14 protein-coding genes are annotated in these 19,183 nt (G+C 70.5%); 7 read left to right on the plus strand and 7 right to left on the minus strand.

Annotation, left to right across the window (positions count from 1 at the left end):
- Position 1: 1 nt before the first annotated feature.
- The 5 genes from ABD817_RS22015 to ABD817_RS22035 all read right to left on the minus strand — a co-directional run bounded on the left by ABD817_RS22015 (position 2) and on the right by ABD817_RS22035 (position 6,088).
- The gene (locus ABD817_RS22015; protein WP_344919961.1) at positions 2 to 436 is read right to left on the minus strand and encodes a MarR family winged helix-turn-helix transcriptional regulator; all 435 of its coding nucleotides are present in this window, start codon (positions 434 to 436) and stop codon (positions 2 to 4) included.
- Positions 433 to 2,169 carry an MFS transporter gene (locus ABD817_RS22020; RefSeq protein WP_344919962.1) on the minus strand — a complete coding sequence of 579 codons (1,737 nt, stop codon included), beginning with the start codon at positions 2,167 to 2,169 and terminating at the stop codon, positions 433 to 435. Before ABD817_RS22020 ends, ABD817_RS22015 begins: the two co-directional genes overlap by 4 nt.
- Positions 2,170 to 2,539: 370 nt before the next feature.
- Positions 2,540 to 3,076 carry an NUDIX hydrolase family protein gene (locus ABD817_RS22025; RefSeq protein ID WP_344919963.1) on the minus strand — a complete coding sequence of 179 codons (537 nt, stop codon included), beginning with the start codon at positions 3,074 to 3,076 and terminating at the stop codon, positions 2,540 to 2,542.
- Between the two features lie 343 nt (positions 3,077 to 3,419).
- The gene (locus tag ABD817_RS22030) at positions 3,420 to 4,556 is read right to left on the minus strand and encodes an acyl-CoA dehydrogenase family protein (protein WP_344919964.1); all 1,137 of its coding nucleotides are present in this window, start codon (positions 4,554 to 4,556) and stop codon (positions 3,420 to 3,422) included.
- A gap of 155 nt (positions 4,557 to 4,711) precedes the next feature.
- A complete protein-coding gene (locus ABD817_RS22035; RefSeq protein WP_344920160.1) occupies positions 4,712 to 6,088 on the minus strand; it encodes an FAD-binding oxidoreductase in 1,377 nt (458 codons plus the stop codon).
- Positions 6,089 to 6,548: 460 nt separating this feature from the next.
- On the opposite strand from ABD817_RS22035, the gene ABD817_RS22040 reads away from it, so the two are divergent.
- The 3 genes from ABD817_RS22040 (at position 6,549) to ABD817_RS22050 (ending at position 9,536) form a co-directional block, all read left to right on the plus strand.
- On the plus strand, positions 6,549 to 7,304 hold the full coding sequence (locus ABD817_RS22040; protein WP_344919965.1) for an SDR family NAD(P)-dependent oxidoreductase: 756 nt from the start codon (positions 6,549 to 6,551) through the stop codon (positions 7,302 to 7,304).
- Between the two features lie 154 nt (positions 7,305 to 7,458).
- The gene (locus ABD817_RS22045; RefSeq protein ID WP_344919966.1) at positions 7,459 to 7,866 is read left to right on the plus strand and encodes an SgcJ/EcaC family oxidoreductase; all 408 of its coding nucleotides are present in this window, start codon (positions 7,459 to 7,461) and stop codon (positions 7,864 to 7,866) included.
- Between the two features lie 101 nt (positions 7,867 to 7,967).
- A complete protein-coding gene (locus ABD817_RS22050; protein ID WP_344919967.1) occupies positions 7,968 to 9,536 on the plus strand; it encodes a 4-hydroxyphenylacetate 3-hydroxylase family protein in 1,569 nt (522 codons plus the stop codon).
- A 32-nt stretch (positions 9,537 to 9,568) separates the two neighbouring features.
- On the opposite strand, the gene ABD817_RS22055 is transcribed toward ABD817_RS22050, so the two are convergent.
- The gene (locus ABD817_RS22055) at positions 9,569 to 10,444 is read right to left on the minus strand and encodes an S-methyl-5'-thioadenosine phosphorylase (RefSeq protein WP_344919968.1); all 876 of its coding nucleotides are present in this window, start codon (positions 10,442 to 10,444) and stop codon (positions 9,569 to 9,571) included.
- 887 nt (positions 10,445 to 11,331) lie between these two features.
- Here ABD817_RS22055 and ABD817_RS22060 point away from each other — a divergent pair.
- Positions 11,332 to 12,717: an FAD-binding oxidoreductase gene (locus ABD817_RS22060; RefSeq protein WP_344919969.1), complete on the plus strand. Its 1,386-nt coding sequence runs from the start codon at positions 11,332 to 11,334 to the stop codon at positions 12,715 to 12,717.
- Positions 12,718 to 12,839: 122 nt separating this feature from the next.
- Here the strand turns inward: ABD817_RS22060 and ABD817_RS22065 are convergent, their stop codons facing one another.
- Positions 12,840 to 13,664: an SAM-dependent methyltransferase gene (locus ABD817_RS22065; protein ID WP_344919970.1), complete on the minus strand. Its 825-nt coding sequence runs from the start codon at positions 13,662 to 13,664 to the stop codon at positions 12,840 to 12,842.
- A gap of 136 nt (positions 13,665 to 13,800) precedes the next feature.
- Between ABD817_RS22065 and ABD817_RS22070 the strand changes: the two genes are divergently transcribed.
- The 3 genes from ABD817_RS22070 (at position 13,801) to cmdF (ending at position 18,932) form a co-directional block, all read left to right on the plus strand.
- Entirely contained in the window at positions 13,801 to 15,360 is a 1,560-nt protein-coding gene (locus ABD817_RS22070; protein ID WP_344919971.1) for a methyltransferase domain-containing protein, read from the plus strand.
- A 301-nt stretch (positions 15,361 to 15,661) separates the two neighbouring features.
- A complete protein-coding gene (locus tag ABD817_RS22075; RefSeq protein WP_344919972.1) occupies positions 15,662 to 17,368 on the plus strand; it encodes an AMP-binding protein in 1,707 nt (568 codons plus the stop codon).
- Entirely contained in the window at positions 17,349 to 18,932 is a 1,584-nt protein-coding gene (gene cmdF, locus ABD817_RS22080; RefSeq protein WP_344919973.1) for a tyrosine 2,3-aminomutase, read from the plus strand. Before ABD817_RS22075 ends, cmdF begins: the two co-directional genes overlap by 20 nt.
- Positions 18,933 to 19,183 lie beyond the last annotated feature (251 nt).

The following is a 19,183-nucleotide window of genomic DNA, read 5'->3' on the forward strand; positions in this document are numbered from 1 at the left end:
CTCAGCACTCCTCGGCGACCATGGTCTCCAGGACGGGCAACGCGGCGGCGAGCGTCGCGCGCTGCTCGGGGCTGAGCCGGGCGAGCCGCGCGTCGAGCAGCGCCGCGCGCCGCGAACGCACCTCGGCGAGCACGCGGACCCCCTCGGGCGACAGCGCCACCCGGACGGAGCGCGCGTCCTCGGCGTCGATCGTACGGACGATCAGGCCCCGATGGCCGAGCGCCATGAGGACGCGGCTCATGGTCGGCGCGGTGACGGCCTCGCGCTGGGCCAGCTCACCCAGGCGCAGCGGGCCGTGGTTCTCGATCGAGACCAGGGTGGACAGCTGCAGGGGAGGCACGTCGTTGGTGGCGATCCGGACGCGCCGGTGCAGCCGGCCGACGGCGAGGCTCAACCGGCTCGCGAGGTGCGCGTCGCCGGACACCGTTGCGCTCATCGTTTTTCCCATCCCTCGTGAATTTCCTCGTGGATGTAGAGATCACCGCGGAACAGCGAGACCACGGCCCCCACGGCCGCCAGGACGGCGGCGAGGACGAAGACCACGACCAGGCCCTGATGGAACGGCCCGGACAGCAGCATCGGCAGGAAGGTCCTGCTGGTCAGCGTCGTCACGGTCGAGGCGGGCAGCTCGTGCAGCACACCGGCCGCGTTCAGCAGCGAGGAGAGCGGGTTGCTGCCGAGGAACGCGGCGAACATCATCCCGACCGGGGGGATGACGGAGACCGCGTTCACCGCGTGCGCGGGCACGCTCTGGGCGGTCAGGCCCGCGTGCAGCGCGCCGGGCAGCGACTGGGACAGCCCGGTGACCAGGAGCGAGAAGAACACGCCGATGGACAGCACCATCCCGGCGTTCTGGAAGGTGGCCCTGATGCCGGAGGCCACGCCGCGCTGGTCGGCGGGCACCGAGTTCATCACCGCCGTGGTGTTCGGCGCGGAGAACAGCCCGGAGCCGATGCCGTTGAACAGCAGCAGGAGCGCGAAGGCCGGATAGCCGAAGACGACCGGCAGCGCCAGCAGGCCCAGGAAGGTCACGGCCATGAGGAGAAGGCCACCGGTGGCCAGGAGCTTCGCCCCGTACCGGTCGGACAGGTAGCCGGAGACCGGCCCGGCGACGAGGAAGCCGAGGGTGAGCGGGCCCAGGTAGATGCCCGCCCACAGCGGGGTCTCCGCGAAGTCGTAACCGTGCAGGGGCAGCCAGATGCCCTGAAGCCAGATGATCAGTATGAACTGCAGCCCGCCTCGGGCCGTCGCGTTGAGCAGCGCGGCCGCGTTCCCGGCCCAGAACGCCTGGATGCGGAAGAGCCCGAGGTGGAACATCGGCTGCGCCACCCGCGTCTCCACCGCGCAGAACACGGCCATCAGGACGAGGCCGCCGACCAGCCCCGCGATGACCAGCGGGTTGGTCCAGCCCTCGGTGTGGCCGCCGTAGGGCTGGATGCCGTACGTGATCGCGGCCAGCGACACGGTCAGGCCGAGGGCGAAGGTCAGGTTGCCCCACCAGTCGATCCGCAGGTCGTGGCGGCGCGCCGCCGTCTCGTGCAGGTTGCGGTACGCCCACCAGGTGCCCACCAGGCCGATGGCCGCGCTGACCCAGAAGATCGACTGCCAGTGCCACGCGGACAGCAGCCCGCCCGCCATCAGCCCGATGAAGGTGCCGGCGAGCCCGGCGACCTGGTTGACGCCCAGCGCCGTGCCGCGCTGGCGGGCCGGGAACGCGTCCGTGATGATCGCCGCGGAGTTCGCCATCAGCATGGCGCCGCCGACCCCCTGCACCAGCCGCCAGCCGATCAGCCACAGCGCGCCCGCCCGGCCGCCCGCCGGGACGAGCGCGAGTGCCACCGAGGCGACCGTGAACACGGCGAAACCGGCACTGTAGACGCGCACCCGGCCGTACATGTCTCCCAGCCGTCCCAGCGTGACCACCAGCACCGCCGTCACCAGCATGTATCCCATGAGCAGCCACAGCAGGTAACTCACGTTCGCCGGTGCCAGCGGGTCGAGACGGATGCTGGTGAAGATGGCCGGCAGCGAGATGATCAGGATGGAGGCGTTCACCGTGGCCATGAGCATGCCCAGCGTCGTGTTGGACAGCACCGACCACTTGTAGGGAAGGCGCCCGCGCGGGCGGGATGGTGGCCGGGCCTGGACGATGATGACGGGGCTGCGCATGAACCCTCCAGATCGGCGAATCTGGCGGAAAGTTACTTGACGCATGCTAAGTATACGTGCCGCGATTCCCGTTCCAGACGTCGCGCCCCAGGTCAGAGGTGGTACGCGCCGACGCGACGGCCGTTTCCTCGACCGTGGGAACCGGCCTGGGGACCGGCTGTGGAAACCGGCTGTGGGAGCCTGCCTGGAACCGGATGGGTGCCGATCGCGGGAACCGGCCTGGGAAGTGATCGCGAGAATCAGTCTGGGAACCGGCCTGCGCGCCGACTGAGGGAACCGGTCTGGGGATCGGCGTGAGTGCCGGCTGCGGGAACCGGCCCGGGAACCGGCCGTGGGATGTCGCCGCAGCCGTACCGCACCGCCCGGGAGATCAGAAAAGGCAGCCGACGTGTGCGAGGGCCTGCTTCAGCAGGACACCCTGTCCGCCGAGCATCTCCTGCTGTACCAGGGGGGACGAGGCTTCCTCGGGGGTGAACCAGACGAGGTCGAGGGCGTCCTGCCGGGGGCGGCAGTCACCCGCGACCGGGACGACGTAGGCGAGGGACACCGCGTGCTGCCGGGGATCGTGGTAGGGCGTGATGCCCTGGGTCGGGAAGTACTCGGCGATGGTGAACGGCTGCGGAGAGGCGGGGACGCGGGGCAGTGCCGTCGGGCCGAGGTCCTTCTCCAGGTGGCGCATGAGCGCGTCCCGGACACGCTCGTGGTGAAGCACGCGGCCGGAGACGAGGGCGCGGCTGACCGCTCCGTCCGATCCGATGCGCAGCAGCAGGCCGACATGCGTGACCACTCCTGTCTCGTCGACCCGTACCGGTACGGCGTCGACGTAGAGGATCGGCATCCGCGCGCGGGCCGACTCCAGTTCTTCGGGAGCGAGCCAGCCGGGCGTGGTTTCGGTCATTTCGGTCATTGACCGATCGTACTTCGCGGTTGGCTTGGAAACGCGTTCCCTCCCGGCAACCGGCCCATGGAACTCATGGAACTCACGAAACCTACGGGACTCGTGGCCTTCATGGACCTCGCGGGACTCACGAAATTCACAGGCTTCATGGAGCTCGCGGAACTCAAGGACTCGCGGGGCTCGGAGAGAGGGGCGGTGGAGGGCGAGCTTCCGGAGGGGGCACCTTCGAAGGGCCTCAGGGGGCCGGTGAGAAGAACGGCCGGTGAGAAGAACGAAGGGCTCCGCGCGGCGCTGTCCGCCGCGTGGAGCCCGCCGATCATGGCCGCGCTGGAGGTCTGGATGTGCTGGAGGTCTAGACGTAGAGCGTGTCGGGTTCGAGCCCGCACAGGATCCGGCCGTACAGCTCGGCGTTGGTGTCGGGGTGCATGAGGGCGTGCAGGTTGACGGCGGCGATGTCGCGGGCGATCCGCTGGATCGGCACGTCGCTGTAGATCGAGGAGCCGCCGCTGGCCTGGGCCAGGATGTCCACGGCCGCCTTGCCGCGCCGGACCACGCCGCCCATCTCGGCCCGCGCCCTCACCCGCTCCGCGACGCTCCACGGCTCGCCCCGCCCGGCCTTGCCGTCCACGAGCTCGGCCAGGCGGTGGGCGTGGAACTCGGCCTCGTCGATCTTCATGGCCGCCTCGGCGACCTGGAGGTGGGTACGCGGTGCCGCAGCCTGGCTCTCGTACCCCGTGTACGTGATCTTCCGGTTGGGCAGCCGCTCCAGGAACGCCTCCATGGCGCCCCTGGCCATGCCCAGGACCGAGCCGACGGACGAGGCGGAGGCGACCGGCAGCAGCGGGGCGCGGTAGATCGAGGCGCCTGCGTTGGCCTGCGAGGCCGACTGGCCGCCGAGGATCGCACCCAGCGGCAGCACGCGGTCGGCGGGGACGAACACGTCCTGCGCCACCGTGCTGACGCTGCCGGTGCCCCTCAGCCCCGAGGTGTCCCAGTCGTCCACGATCCGCAGGTCGGCCATGGGGACCAGCGCGAGGATCGGCATGGGCGTACCCTCGGCGTCCACCTGGATGGCCACGATCTCCTGCCACTGGCTGTGCCAGGCACCGCTGATGAACCCCCACTTGCCGTTGACGATCACGCCGCCGTCGGCGGGGGCGGCCATGGCGGAGGGGCTGAGCGTGCCGCACACGCGTACGTCCGGGGTCGAGAACACCTCGTCCTGGACGTGGTCGGGGAACAGCCCGACCATCCACGTCGGGATCCAGTAGACCGACGCGGTCCAGGCGGTGGAGCCGTCGATCCGGCCCAGCTCGGCGGCCACGTCGACGATCGTGCGGGTGTCGGCCTCGTAGCCGCCGAAACGGGTCGGCACGCGCAGCTTGAAGATCCCCGCACCCGCGAGCGCGTCGATCGTCTCGTCGTGGAGACGGTTGTTCTGCTCCGCCCACGCGGCGTTCCCGCGAATGACGGGCGCCAGGTCGGACACACGACGAACAAGTTCTTCCCGCGTCGGAATTTCGGTCGTCAGCACCATTTTCCTCCTCGTCGCCGGTCGACGAGACACCACGGTTCACGCAGGTGCTCATCTCGACATGAGAATCACATCCACGCCGTGCCCGCCGCACCTTTGTGGTTGCTTAGTCAGGACGTCGCGGGCGGGATGTTCTGGTTGACCCGGAAGACGTTGCCCGGGTCGTAAACGGCCTTGATCGCCGCCAGCCGTTCGTAGGCGCCGCCCGGGTAGGCCACCCGGACCCGCTCGTCGCCCTCGTCGGCGAGGAAGTTCACGTACGCCCCCTGGTCGTCCTGCCGGACGGCGGCGGCGAACTCCGCCACCCACGCCCGGTGGAGCGGGGACTCGGCGGGGTCCTCGTAGATGGCCGCCAGATTGACCATGATCCTGCTCTGGCGGTGCGGGAAGGCCGTGGCGTCGGCGGGGATCCGCGCCATCGCGCCGCCGAGCACGCGGAGCTGGGCCGCGGGCAGGGTCGCGGTCGAGGTGTTCAGGTAGTGGACGATCGTGGTGGCGGTGTCGTGGTCGACCCGGTCGATGAACATGTTGGTGAAGTCGGAGATCGGGTGGAGTTCGTCCTCCGGGGGGTACATCCCGGCGTACGGCATCTCCCCCAGCAGGTCGGCGAGGGGCGGGGCGATCGCGCGGAAGCGGTCCATGACCCGCGGGCCCTCCTCGGCCGGGCCCGCGTGACACATCATCGCCATGATGACGGGCCTGCCGTGGTGTTCTTCGGGGACGAACGGCATGGGTGGTGCGGGCATGATGTTCGCGATCGTCGAGAGTTCCTCGGGGGCGGCCTGTGCTTCGGTGACGAAGGAGACGATCGCCTCGGGGGTGGCGGGCAGGATCAGGAGGCCGCCGTAGACGCGGTCCAGTTCGTGCAGGCGGAATCTGAGGCGGGTGGCGACCCCGAAGTTGCCGCCGCCGCCGCGGATGGCCCAGAACAGGTCGGGGTGGTGGTCTGCGTCGGTGTGCAGGATCGCGCCGTCGGCGGTGACGATCTCGGCGGCCAGCAGGTCGTCGACGGTGAGCCCGTGCTTGCGGACGAGGTAGCCGACGCCCCCGCCGAGAGTGATACCGCCGATACCGACGGAGGCCGTGTCACCGAACCCGGTGACCAGGCCGTGGGCGCCCACGGCCGCGAGATACTCGCCGCAGGTCAGGCCCGTCTCGGCCCACGCGGTACGGCCTTCGACGTCGATGTCGATGCCCTTCATCGCGCTCAGGTCGAGGACCAGGCCGTCGCAGACGCCGTGCCCGGCGTTGCTGTGCCCGCCGCCGCGTACCGCGAGGGGGAGGCCGGTCTCCCGCGCGACGGCGATGACCCGCGCGACCTGCTCCGCGTTCGCCGGGCGGAGGATGGCCGTCGGCCGGCGGTCGGCCGTTCCGCCGTACACCACCGCGCGCGCCTCGTCGTATCCGCTGTCGCCCGGCGCGACGACCCGGCCGTCGAACTCCCGGCGCAGCGCGCGTACGAGGGCGGTGGTGCGGTCGATGGACATCGTCACGGGCGGACTCCTTAGCGGTCTTCCGGGAGTCGCGGGTGGACTCCTCGGTGGTCTTCCGGGAGTCACGGCTGGACTCCTTGATGGGTATTCGGGAGTCGTGGGCGGACTCCTTGATGGGTTTCCGGGAGTCATGGGTGGACTCCTCGGTGGTCTTCCGGAAGTCGCGAGTGGACTCCTTGGCGGGTTTCCGGGAGTCGCGGCCGGATCGGCGGCATCCCCGGTCCGGATGCGGGGATCACCCCCGATCCTCGGCCGGGGCCGCCCGCCGGACATCTTCGACGGTGCCCTCCGCGAGATTCCGCCGTTGATTTTCACACCGCGCGGCGGCCCTTTCTTCTCCCGCCGTGCGCACTGTTCTTCCGCCGTGCGTACCGCTTCGCAGCCCCGCGCACCGTGGGAATCGCTCAGCATTTCCAGAGATGCGTGGTGGTCCGGCGCGGCCGAAGCTTGCCGCATGAGCGAATTCGCGGGCATGACCGTTTTAATCACCGGTGGCGGGAGCGGCATCGGATTGGCGACGGCCCGGCGCCTCGTGGAGGGCGGCGGCGAGGTGGTGCTGGCCGGGCGCGACGCCGCCCGGCTGGAGGCGGCGGCGCGGGAGCTGGACGGCGGCGACCGGGTGCTGACCGTACGGGCGGACGTCTCCCGGGTCGCCGACCTGGACGGGCTGACGGACGAGATCGGCCGGCGCTACGGCCGCCTGACCGGCGTGTTCGCCAACGCGGGGGTGCCGCACGCGGGCCGGGTCGCCGACGTCACGGAGGACGACTACGAGACGGTGGTGGGCGCCAACCTCAAGGGCACGTTCTTCACCGTCCAGAAGGCGCTGCCGCTCATGGAGGACGGCGGGTCGGTGGTGCTGAACGGGTCGTGGCTGGCGCACCGGGGCGCGGCCATGGGCTCGCTGTACGCCGCCAGCAAGGCGGCCGTGCTGAGCCTCGCCCAGACTCTCGCCCCCGACCTGGCCGAACGCGGCATCCGCGTCAACGCCATCACGCCCGGCCACGTCCAGACGCCGATGCTCGACACGGTGACGATGGGCAGCGACCAGGTGCGTGAGTTCTTCCGCAGCCAGGTCGCGCTCGGCCGGATCGGGGACCCGGCGGAGATCGCGGAGACCGTGATCTTCCTGCTGTCCAAGCGCGCGTCGTACATCACCGGCCAGGAGTTCATCGTCGACGGCGGCCTCGTCAACTCCATCCCCGCCTGACGGCGCGGGCCGGGACCCTGGCCACGACGTCCCGTACCCCGCCCCCGAGCGCCCTGTACCCCGCGAGCGTCCTGTACCCCGCCCCGAGCGTCAGCCGACCGGTCACCCGCAGGGCCCGGCCGCGGGGCTCGACAGTCATCACACTGGAGGAAACATGTCACCGTCCACCACCACCGTCGACGACGCGGCCGTCCGCGAGGTCCCCCAGCGCGTCATCAGCGCCTGGGCGGACAACGACCCCGACGCCTTCGCCGCGGTCTTCGCCGCGGACGCCACCATGGTCCTGTCGGGCGGCGTGTTCGCGGCCGGTCGCGACCAGATCCGCGCCTTCATGGCCTCCGCCTTCGAGGGCCCGTACCGGGGCACCCGCGTGACCGGCCAGCCCATCTCGGCGCGCTTCGTCACCCCCGACACGGCCGTCCTGGTCACCAAGGGCGGCGTGCTGGTCCCCGGAGAGACCGAGGTCGCGCCGGAGCGCGCCATCCGCGCCACCTGGGTGCTGGCCAAGCAGGACGGCGAGTGGCTGCTGACCGCGTACCAGAACACCCCCATCGGCGCCTGAGCCCGGGTGCTCCCGCGGGAGGTCACGGGGTCGCCGTCGTCACGCCTTGAAGGTCCGGCCTCGGACGGGGCCCGGACACCCCCAGTGCGGAAGGAGGGCGCATGGAACGGCCCAGGACGCGTCCGATGAACGGCGCCGAGTATGTCGAGAGCCTGCGCGACGATCGCGAGATCTACCTGTACGGCGAGCGCGTCAAGGACGTCACCTCGCATCCGGCCTTCCACAATCCGGTGCGGATGACCGCGCGGCTGTACGACGCGTTGCACGATCCGGAGCGCAACAGGGAGCTGATCGCCCCGACCGACAGCGGGGGCGACGGGTACACGCACGCCTTCTTCACCACGCCCCGCTCGGCCGAGGACCTGGTCGCCCACCAGCGGGCCATCGCGGCCTGGGCCAGGATGAGCTACGGGTGGATGGGCCGCAGCCCCGACTACAAGGCGTCCTTCCTCGGCACGCTGGGCGCCAACGCCGACTTCTACGAGCCCTTCGGCGACAACGCGCGCCGCTGGTACCGGGAGTCGCAGGAGAAGGTCCTGTTCTGGAACCACGCGATCGTGCATCCGCCCGTGGACCGCAACCGGCCTCCCGACGAGGTGGCCGACGTCTTCGTCCACGTGGAGCGGGAGACCGACGCGGGCCTGGTGGTGAGCGGGGCCAAGGTCGTGGCGACGGGGTCGGCGCTGACCCACTACAACTTCATCGCCCACTACGGCCTGCCGATCAAGGACAAGAAGTTCGCGCTGGTGGCGACCATCCCCATGGGCACGCCGGGGCTGAAGCTGATCTGCCGCCCCTCCTACAGCGCCGCGGCGACGGTGATGGGCAGCCCGTTCGACTACCCGCTCTCCTCCCGGCTGGACGAGAACGACACCATCCTCGTGCTGGACAAGGTGTTCATCCCGTGGGAGAACGTCTTCATCTACGGGCACATCGGCAAGGTCCAGATGTTCACCGGCCGCTCCGGCTTCCCCGAGCGTTTCACCTTCCACGGCTGCACCCGCCTGGCGGTCAAGCTGGAGTTCATCGCCGGCCTGCTCGCCAAGGCCGTGGAGATCACCGGGACGAAGGATTTCCGCGGGGTGCAGAGCAGGCTGGGTGAGGTGCTCGCCTGGCGCAACCTGTTCTGGGCTCTCTCCGACGCCGCCGCGCGCAACCCGGTCCCGTGGGTCAACGGCGCGGTCCTGCCCAACCCGCAGTACGGCCTGGCGTACCGGTGGTTCATGCAGATCGGCTATCCCCGCGTCAAGGAGATCATCGAACAGGACATCGCGAGCGGCCTGATCTACGTCAACTCCAGCGCCGACGATTTCAAGAACCCCGAGATCCGCCCCTACCTGGACAGGTTCCTGCGCGGGTCCAACGGCGTCGACGCGGTCGAGCGGATCAAGGTGATGAAACTGCTGTGGGACTCCGTGGGCACGGAGTTCGGCGGACGACACGAGCTGTACGAGCGCAACTACGCGGGCAACCACGAGAACACCCGGGTCGAACTGCTGTCCGCGCAGCTGGCCGGCGGACAGGTCGACGGCTACAAGAGGTTCGTGGACGAGTGCCTGGACGAGTACGACCTGGACGGCTGGCGGGTGCCCGACCTGGCCTCCTTCGACGAGTTGCGGCAGCTCAGGAACGGCCTGTTCAGCGGCCAGGACCTGGCGGGCCGGGATTGAGTCTCGTCCCACCCTCCAGGCCGCACGGGTGTTCAGGACGAGGATGGATCGGTCCCGTTCGACGGCGCCTTCGACGGCGCCGAGGAGGACTGGGCGCCGTACCCGGGAATCTCGATGGGGAGGTCGATGCCGTCGAGGGCCCTCGTGCACTCGCAGGTGCGTTCGGCAGGAAGCCGCGCGACCGTCGACAGCACGAGCGCGCGCAGGCGGGGGAGGTTCGCGTCGAAGATCTGGAAGACCTCGTCCTGCCGCACGCCCGACCCTATGCCCAGACCCGCGTCCAGGTCGGTGACGAGCGCGATGGGGACATAACACATCGCCAGCTCGCGTGCGAGCGCCGCCTCCGGATACCCGGTCATGTTGATGAGCGCCCAGCCCTGCGCGGCGTACCACTGGGACTCGGCGCGGGTGGAGAAGCGCGGTCCCTCGATCACCACCATGGTTCCGCCGTCGACGCAGTCCTCTCCCGCCTCGGCGGCTCCCCGGAGCACGACGTCCCGCCCGATCTGGCAGTAGGGGTCGGCGAAGGGGACATGGACCGCGGAGACGTCGAAATAGGTCTGGGCGCGCCCGCTGGTCCTGTCCACCAGCTGATCGGGTACGACCACCATGCCGGGCCCCAGTTCGGGCCGGAGCGATCCAACGGCGCAGGGCGCGAGGATCTGCCGGACCCCGAGGGAACGCAGCGCCCACAGGTTCGCCCGGTAGTTGATCCGGTGCGGCGGATGGCGGTGATCGCGCCCGTGCCGTGGGATGAAGGCGACTTTCCGGTCGGCGATATCGGCGAGGACGATCGGGTCGGACGGCTCGCCGTACGGTGTGGAGAGCGTGACCTCCTGAGCGCCGTCGATGAGCGAGTAGAACCCGCTGCCTCCGATGATCCCGATCTCCGCGCTGGGTTCAGCCATGATCAATCCTTCGTGGTGGTCAGAGTGGCTGTGGCCTGAATGGGTTGCCTTCATCGTGTGGAAGGCCGGCCGTACCGGCGTCCCCGCGGTCACGGAGGGCGACGCCCGGGGCCGCCACCATCCTCGGCCCGCGTCGCAGGTTCGGCCTCATCACTGGATCATCACGTCCGTCGCGCTGGCCGGTTGGTGCCAGAACGGCCGGACGGGCCGTCATCGTCCCCCCGGCTCGCCGTTCGCCGCGTAGGCTCAGCGGTCACCGAATTACACGGCCCGGTTCTCGGTGGGGTCGGGGAATCCGGGAGACGTGTATTCGGAGAACAGGACGTCGATGACGACCCTCGCCTCGGGCACGGCGCGATCCTTTCCGGAAAAACCTGTCAGCCCGGCCGCAAACTACCACGACCGGGCTCACAATGGACGAAACTGCTCGAAAAGCCAATTCTTCCAGCTCTACCGAAAAAAGACATCTCTTAGGTTGCTCAATAAGGAGCACATCCGGAGATGCCGAGGGTGCTCCCGCGCGGGCACGCTTGTCACAGTCGGCGGGGGACGACGAGGCCGTCTCGCCCCGATCCGCGAGCTTCACGGGGACGTCCATGCCCGGTGGCGGGGTCACCGGCCATGCCGGGGCAGGTCGTTCGGGTCGCACCCACGCTTTCCGTGCATCGGGGTCCGGAGTCGCACCCACACTTTCCGTCATATCAGGGTTCGGAGTCGCACTCACGCCTTCCGATGTATCAGGGTCCGAGTCATATATACCCGTACCGCTCGCCGTGTCAGGTCGTTCGAGTCGTGCCCGCGCTTCTCGCCGCGTCAGGGTTCGAGTCGTGTCCACGCCCCCGCCGAAAAGTCGTGTCCACGCCCCCCGCCGAAAAGGAGTCAGTCTCGTGACGACGTTCATCGACCGCGTGCCCGCCGCGATCGACCGGCTCGACCCCGGCCTTCACGGCCTGATCATCATGCCCGGCGATCCCGGGTACGACGCGGCGCGCGCCGTCCACGCCGGTGGTGTCGATCACCGGCCCGCGGTCGTCATCAGGCCCGGCGACGCGACACAGGTCGCGCGGGTCGTGACCCTCGCCAGGGAGACCGGGCTGGAGCTCTCGATCCGGAGTGGCGGGCACAGCGGTGTCGGCCACGGCGTCTCCAACGGCGGCATCTGCCTGGACCTGGCGGGCATGAGGAACCTGGAGATCGACGTCGAGGGCCGGACGGCCTGGGTGGAGACCGGCATGAAGGCCGGTGAACACGCCATCGCGACCTCGGCCCACGGCCTGGTCACCGGGTTCGGTGACACGGCCTCGGTGGGTATCGGCGGTATCACTCTCGGCGGGGGTGTCGGCTACCTCGTCCGCAAGCACGGGCTCACCGTCGACGACCTGCTGGCCGCCGAGATCGTCACCGCCGACGGCGCGATCCTGTACGCCGACGAGGACCACCACCCCGACCTGTTCTGGGCCATCCGCGGCGGCGGCGGCAACTTCGGCGTCGCCACCCGCCTCAGATTCCGCCTGCACCAACTGGACCGCGTCTACGGCGGCCTCCTGATCCTGCCCGCCACCCCCGAGGCGATCGTCTCCTTCGTCACCGAAGCACAGGCCGCCCCCGAGGAACTCTCGACGATCGCGAACATCATGCCCGCACCACCCATGCCCTTCGTCCCCGAAGAACACCACGGCAGGCCCGTCATCATGGCCACGATGTGCTACGCGGGCCCGGCGGAGGCCGGTGAGCGGGCCCTCGCGCCGTTCCGGGCGATCGCCCGGCCGCTCGCCGACCTGGTCCGGGCCGTGCCGTACCCGGGCATGTATCCGCCGGGGGGCTCCGGGGCGCGCTCCATGGCCGCCGCCACCACCATGTTCGTCGACCGCGTCGACCTCGCGGTGGCCGGGAACATCCTGGGGCGCATGGAGTCCTCCACCGCGGCGATGACCGTGACACAGCTGCGCGTGCTGGGCGGGGCCATGGCGCGGGTGCCCGTCACGGCCACCGCGTTCGCCCATCGCAGGAGCCGCGTCATGGTCAACCTGACCGCCGTCCACGCGGACCCCGCGGAAGCCGGTGAGCACGCCGCCTGGGTCGCCGCCTTCGCCGCCTCGCTCAGGCAGGACGACCCGGGCGTCTACGTGAACTTCATGCTCAACGAGGGCGAGGAGCGGATCAGGGCGGCCTACCCCGGCGGCGCCTACGAGCGGCTGGCGCGGATCAAGGCGAGGTACGACCCGGAGAACCTGTTCCGCCTCAACCAGAACATCCCGCCCGCGACCGGCTGAGACCCCGAACGGCAGGGGACACGCGCGCCCGTCTGCGCGCCGTGGCTCACACCGCGTGGCTCACGTGTGGGGACGTCGAAAGACTGCGAGGGACGGCGAGGGACGGCCAGGGACGCGCCCGTTCAGCCGCGTGGTTTGCGCGCGGCGACGATCACGTAGCCGACCTGGTCCCGGCGGGGGGCGAAGAAGCCGAGGTGCCTGCTGGCGAACTCGCCGAGCGCCTCCTCGCCGAACTTGGCCAGGAGCTCCTGTCTCCGGCTCATCGCGGCCTTGACGTACTTCGACCTGCGCCCGAACACCCGAGGGCCGCACTGGGTGTACTCCTCGACCTCGAACCCGGCGTCCCCGGCGTACTCCAGCCACTCCCGCAGCGTGGGCAGCCGTGGCAGCTTCAGCGCGGACATGAAGGTGGCCAGCCGCTTCGGCTCGGCCGAGGACTCCAGGCTGAAGTCGGAGAAGGCGATCCGGCCGCCGGGGCGGAGCACCCGGAAGAACTCGGCGAAGACCCGGACGGGATCGGGGGCGTTCTGCAGCGACTCCAGCGCCAGCACGGCGTCGAAGGAGCCGTCGGGAAACGGGAGCTCCATGTAGTCGCCGTACTGGAAGCGCGCGAGCTCCTCCATGCCGTTCGACGCGGCCCGCTCGTTGGCCCGCTCGATCTCGTAGGCGCTGAGGGTGATCCCGGTGACCCGCGCGCCGTACCGCCTGGCGAGGAAGACCCCGGTCTCGCCGGGGCCGCAGCCCGCGTCCAGCAGCCGCTCGCCGGAGCGGAGCCCGAGCGTGTCGGTGACCTTCCGGGTGATCCGGCGGACGGCCTCCGTCAGCGTCGCCTCGTCCTGCTCGTCGTACCAGTACCACATGTGCACCTGGCCGTCGCGCAGTTCGTCCGCGATCGGAGAACGCTCGTCGTAGTGCGTGCCGATATTCGCCGCGCCAATACTTTCCACGGTCCTGAATTAGTTCCCGGAATCGCCGCCGCCGCAACTCCCCGCTTGCTGACTGGTACGCACGCAGAAAGATGCCGTGGAAAAACACGGATGTGAGGATGAGGCACCTGGACGTTTCCCGAGAGGAATCCATGACATGAGCGTTTCCACCGCGCGCACCAGTGACGCCGGGCTGGTCGTGGAGTTCGTCACGGCGCCGCCCGGCCTGGTCGAGGAGAGGTACCGGCGGCTGGTTGACGAGTTGTGGCACGAGGGCGTCGCCACCGACCTGGCCCTGCCCGCGGTGCCCGAGCTCGTGGCGGCGATGGGACGCGCCGACGAGGACAGGCAGGGCTATCTGGCCATCCTGCTGGGACTGCTCGCCGAGTCCGAGTATCCCGTCGTCGACGACCCGCTCTCCTCCGCCGTACGGCAGGGTATGGACCTCTACCTGGACCTGCTGGCCGAGGGCGGCGAACGGCGGCCGCGCACACTCGCCCTGCTCTACCTGCTCTCGCACTTCCCCGACGACCGCGACCGGATCATGGCCGCCGTCGAGCCGCTCGGCCTGGACGAGGACGACCTGAGCAGGCTCGACCGGAACCTGCGGGACCTGGACCCGAAGGATCCCGGCCTGGGCCGGGTGTGGCCGTCGCCGTCGGTGTGGAAGCTCACCGAGGAGGAGCTCCGGTACGACAGGGAGCGCATCAAGGGCCTCACCACCCGGCAGATCATCACGAACTGGGAGAACGACACCCGGACCATCCTCGGGTACTCGGGGGCCAAGGCGTATTGGGCCGTCCGGCACGGCACGCCGGCCCCGCTCCCGCCGGAACCCGGCTCCTACGACCCGCCCGCCGCCCCCGAACTGGGCCTGGAGGCCTTCACCCGGCACGCGGACCTGCTGCTCTGCCCGGCCTGTCACGGCGGCCTGACGTTCCGGACCGGCCACGGCCGATGCGACGCCTGCTCCGTGACCTACCCCGTCGCGCGGGGCATCCTCGACCTCTCGGCGGGCGTCAAGGACACCACCTTCGGCGCGGAGGCCGCGTCGGACGAGGCGACGGCGGACCTGCTCCAGAAGCTGTCGGAGATGCCCAGCATGGGCCTGTACTACGAGGCCGTGCTCCGCCCGGCCTTCCTGCGGATCGCCGGTGCGAACTGGGGCGACGCGATGACGCCGGAGGACGAGGACGACCACATCACCCGGCACCTGTCCGGTACGGAGGGGCCGGTGCTCGACCTGGCCGCGGGCGCGGGCAGGTGGACCGCGGTGGTGGCCAAGGTGGTCGGCGCCGACCGGCTGATCGCGCTGGACATGGGACTGCCGATGCTGACCGTGTTGCGCGGCAGGCTGCCCGAGGTGCCCGCGGTCCGGGCCAGCGCGCTGCGGCTGCCCTTCGAGGACGCCTCGATGGGCGCGGTGAACTGCTGGAACGCCCTGCAGGCCTTCCCCGACGACGCCGCGAAGGCGATCGCGGAGGTGGGCCGCGTCCTGCGCCCCGGCGGGATCCTCACGATGATGACCTACCTCTTCGACCCCGACCCCGTCGCCCGGCACTTCCAGGCCTCCCACTTCTTCCCCAGCCGCCCCGAGGGGATGCTGCTCTTCGAGCGCGAGGAGATCCGGGGCTGGCTGGCCGAGGCGGGCATGAGGGTCCGGCACATGTCCGGGCCGGGCACCTTCGTCCTCGTCACGGCCGAACGGGAGGGCTGAGTCACGGCGCCACGCGCGACGGCACCTTCGTCGCTTCCGCCGTGGGTTTCTTCGTCGTGACCTCCGTTGCCGTACCTCCGCCGCCGTGACCTCCAGCGGCGTGACTTTCGCCGTTGTGGCTTCGCCGCGTGAGAAAGACCGAGGGGTGTCTCTTTTGTTGCGCCGCTTTTCCGGGAATTCGGCAAAGCATTTCCAGAGATGCGCCACCGGGCGCCGGAGCCGGACGATAAGCGCGATCGCGGTTCGGGAAAACGCGAAAAGACATTCGGCCGCCGACCCCGCTTTCCTGAGAGGATCGCACGTGAGCAGGCCAGTCCAAGAATTGGTGGAGCCGCACGCCAGGGAGCGGCCGGAGACGGTCGCGGTGGACGAGGGCGGCACCCGCCTCTCGTACCGCGAGCTCGGCATCCGGTCGGCCGCCGTCGCCCGCGCGTTGCGCGCGGTGGAGGGCAGGCCGGTGGCGGTGCGAATGCCGCGAGGGGCGGGACAGGCCGTCGCGGTGCTCGGGGCGCTGAGGGCCGGCGCGTACGTGGTCTGCCTGGGCGCGGGCGACGTGGGTGACCGGGGCAGGGCGATGCTCGGCGAGCTCGGGCCCGCCGCCCTGGTGGGAGCCGACGACGCGCTGGCCCGGTGGTTCCGGGACGAACTGGGCGGCAGGGTCGTCGACCCGGCCGACCTGGTCGAGGCTTCGGTGGTGTCGGCCGGGCGTGGCTCGGTGGACCTGGCCGAGGCTTTGGCGGTGTCGACTGGGCGTGGTTCAGTCCACCCGGCTGAGGCTTCGGTGGTGTCGGCCGGGCGTGGCTCGGTGGACCTGGTCGAGGCTTTGGCGGTGTCGACTGGGCGTGGTTCAGTCCACCCGGCTGAGGCTTCGGCGGTGTCGGCCGGGCGTGGCTCGGTGGACATGGTCGAGGCTTCGGCGGCGCCGATCGGGCGTGGCCCGGCCGACCGTGCCTACGTCGCCTACACCTCGGGGACGACCGGCAGGCCCAAGGGCATCCCGCACACCCACGGGACCCTCTCCCAGTTCGTCACCTGGTTCGCCGGGGAGTTCGGCATCGGCCCCGGGGCCCGGGTGGCGCAGTGGGCGATGCCCGGGTACGACGCGAACCTCATGGAGATCTTCGCCGCCCTCGCGGCGGGGGCGACCCTCTGCCCGGTGCCCGAACGGACCAGGACCAGCCCGGAGCGGATCGTCGACTGGCTCGCGGCCGAGCGGATCACCCACTTCCAGACGGTTCCCAGCTTCGCCCGTACCTGCCGCCACGTCCTGCGGGAACTCCCCGATCTCGGCCACCTGCTGCTCGCGGGGGAGCCGCTGAGCGGGGAACTGGCGGGCGAGCTGCGCGCGCTCCTGCCCGCCGTACGCCTGGTCAACCTCTACGGCCCGACCGAGTCGATCCTGGCCACCTGGTTCGAGGTGGACGGACCGGTGCGGGGGACGGTACCGATCGGCGGGCCCGTCCCCGGACGGCGGGTGCTGGTGGTGGACGGGGACGACGGGCCCTGCCCGCCGGGTGTCACCGGGGAGATCGTCGTCCTCGGTCCGCACGTCACGCCCGGCTACGTGGGGGCGTCGGCAAAGGAGCGCTCCGCCTTCCGGCCGCTCGCCGGTCTGCCGCTTCCGACCTATCGGACCGGCGACCGCGGCCGGTGGCGGGAGGACGGGGTGCTGGAGTTCCTCGGGCGCGGGGACTCCCAGGTCAAGTTCAACGGCAGCCGCCTGGAACTGGCCGACCTGGAGGAGACCCTGGCGGCCCAGGGTTCGGTGGCCGAGTGCGCCGTGCGCGCCGAGGTCGACGCCGACGGGCTGGTGACCCGGCTGGTGGCCTACGTCGTACCGCGCGATCCGGGGGCGGCGCGGGCCGCCTGGCGGGGCGCGGTGCGCCGGACCTTCGGCGACGCCATGCCGCCGCTGGTTTTCAAGATCTTCAAGGAGCTGCCGCGCAACGCCGGTGGCAAGGTGGACCGCTCACGATTGGAAAAGAACGGTGACCCTGCTCGAAACTGAACGGACAGTCGACTTCGACGGTGAGACCCTGGACATCGCCGGGGTCCAGCGGGTCGCCGAGGAGGCCCCCTGCGTGGTGGCGCCGTCGGCGCTCGCCAAGGCCGCCGCCAGCAGGACGCTCTTCGAGGAGACGGTGCGGCAGGGCATCCCCGTCTACGGCGTGACCACGGGCTACGGCGAGATGATCTACATGATGGTGGACGTCTCGAAGGAGGTGGAGCTGCAGACCAACCTGGTCCGCAGCCACGCCGCCGGCGTCGGCCCGCTGTTCGGCGTGGACGAGGCCAGGGCGATCCTCGCCGCCCGGCTGAACGCCCTGGCCAAGGGCTACTCGGCGGTTCGCCCCGAGCTGCTGGAGCGCCTGGCGCTCTACCTCAACCTGGGCATCACGCCGGCCATCCCCGAGATCGGCTCCCTCGGCGCCAGCGGTGACCTGGCGACGCTCGCGCACATCGCCGTCACCGTGATCGGCGAGGGCTACGTCCTGCGGGACGGCCAGGCGGTGCCGACCGGCCGGGTGCTCAGGGAGATGGGCATCGAGCCGCTGGAGCTCCGGTTCAAGGAGGGCCTGGCGCTGATCAACGGAACCTCCGGGATGACCGGCCTGGGCTCCCTGGTGGTCGGCCGCGCCCTGGACCAGGTACGGCAGGCGGAGCTGGTGACCGCGCTGGTCGTGGAGACCATGCGCGGCTCGACCAGCCCGTTCCTGGCCGAGGGGCACGACATCGCGCGACCGCACCGGGGGCAGATCGACACGGCCGCCAACATGCGCGCGCTGCTCACCGGCAGCGGCCTGTCCGTCGAGCACGCGGAGCTGCGCAAGCAGGCACAGGCCCAGAAGACCAACGGCGGGGTCTCCCGCACCGGTGTCTACATGCAGAAGGCCTACACGCTGCGGGCCATCCCCCAGGTCGTGGGCGCGGTCCGCGACGTGCTGTACAACGCGCGGCAGACGCTGGAGACGGAGCTGAACTCCGCCAACGACAACCCGCTCTTCTTCGAGGGCAAGGAGGTCTTCCACGGCGCCAACTTCCACGGCCAGCCGGTCGCCTTCGCCATGGACTCGGTGACCATCGCGCTGACCCAGCTCGGCGTCTTCTCCGAGCGGCGTACCAACCGCCTGCTCAACCGGCACCTCAGCGGCCTGGCGGAGTTCCTCGTCGCCGACGAGCCCGGCCTCAACAGCGGCTTCGCCGGTGCGCAGTACCCGGCGACCGCGCTGGTGGCCGAGAACCGGACCATCGGCCCGGCGAGCACGCAGAGCGTGCCGTCCAACGGCGACAACCAGGACGTGGTCAGCATGGGCCTGATCGCGGCCCGCAACGCCCGCCGCGTACTGCGGAACAACTACGACATCCTGGCCGTGGAGTTCCTCTCCGCCGCGCAGGCGGTCGACCTGTCCGACAGGTACGACGGGCTCAGCCCCGCGGGCAAGACCACCTACGACACGGTGCGCGAGCTGGTCCCGACGCTGCACCACGACCGGTACATGGCCGACGACATTGCGGCGATCTCGGACGCGCTGTCGCGCGGGCGGTTCCTCAAGGGGATCGAGCTGCGCTGACGAGTCCTCAAAGAACCCCAGAGGACCCCGGGGGATTCCAAGGGATTCCAGGGACTCCGGGGACTCCGGGGATGGAGCCGCGCCGATGGTCTCTCGGCGAAACCGCGTGAATCCCCAGGGCGGCGACCCCGTGAGGGGGCGGGCCGCGCCGACGAACCCTCACGGGATCGAGCCGCGTGAACGGAGCGCCCTCGCTCGACCCCGATCACCCCGATCATCCCGATCACCCAGGAAGGAAACAGGAGGACACC

Source organism: Streptosporangium oxazolinicum (genome assembly GCF_039537505.1).
Classification (GTDB): Bacteria; Actinomycetota; Actinomycetes; order Streptosporangiales; family Streptosporangiaceae; genus Streptosporangium; species Streptosporangium oxazolinicum.

Excerpts from the sequence above, each read along its gene's own strand:
- ABD817_RS22015 (WP_344919961.1), bottom strand. The coding sequence starts at position 436 with ATGAGCGCAACGGTGTCCGGCGACGCGCACCTCGCGAGCCGGTTGAGC.
- ABD817_RS22020 (WP_344919962.1), bottom strand. The coding sequence starts at position 2,169 with ATGCGCAGCCCCGTCATCATCGTCCAGGCCCGGCCACCATCCCGCCCG.
- ABD817_RS22025 (WP_344919963.1), bottom strand. The coding sequence starts at position 3,076 with ATGACCGAAATGACCGAAACCACGCCCGGCTGGCTCGCTCCCGAAGAA.
- ABD817_RS22035 (WP_344920160.1), bottom strand. The coding sequence starts at position 6,088 with ATGTCCATCGACCGCACCACCGCCCTCGTACGCGCGCTGCGCCGGGAG.
- ABD817_RS22040 (WP_344919965.1), top strand. The coding sequence starts at position 6,549 with ATGAGCGAATTCGCGGGCATGACCGTTTTAATCACCGGTGGCGGGAGC.
- ABD817_RS22045 (WP_344919966.1), top strand. The coding sequence starts at position 7,459 with ATGTCACCGTCCACCACCACCGTCGACGACGCGGCCGTCCGCGAGGTC.
- ABD817_RS22050 (WP_344919967.1), top strand. The coding sequence starts at position 7,968 with ATGGAACGGCCCAGGACGCGTCCGATGAACGGCGCCGAGTATGTCGAG.
- ABD817_RS22055 (WP_344919968.1), bottom strand. The coding sequence starts at position 10,444 with ATGGCTGAACCCAGCGCGGAGATCGGGATCATCGGAGGCAGCGGGTTC.
- ABD817_RS22070 (WP_344919971.1), top strand. The coding sequence starts at position 13,801 with ATGAGCGTTTCCACCGCGCGCACCAGTGACGCCGGGCTGGTCGTGGAG.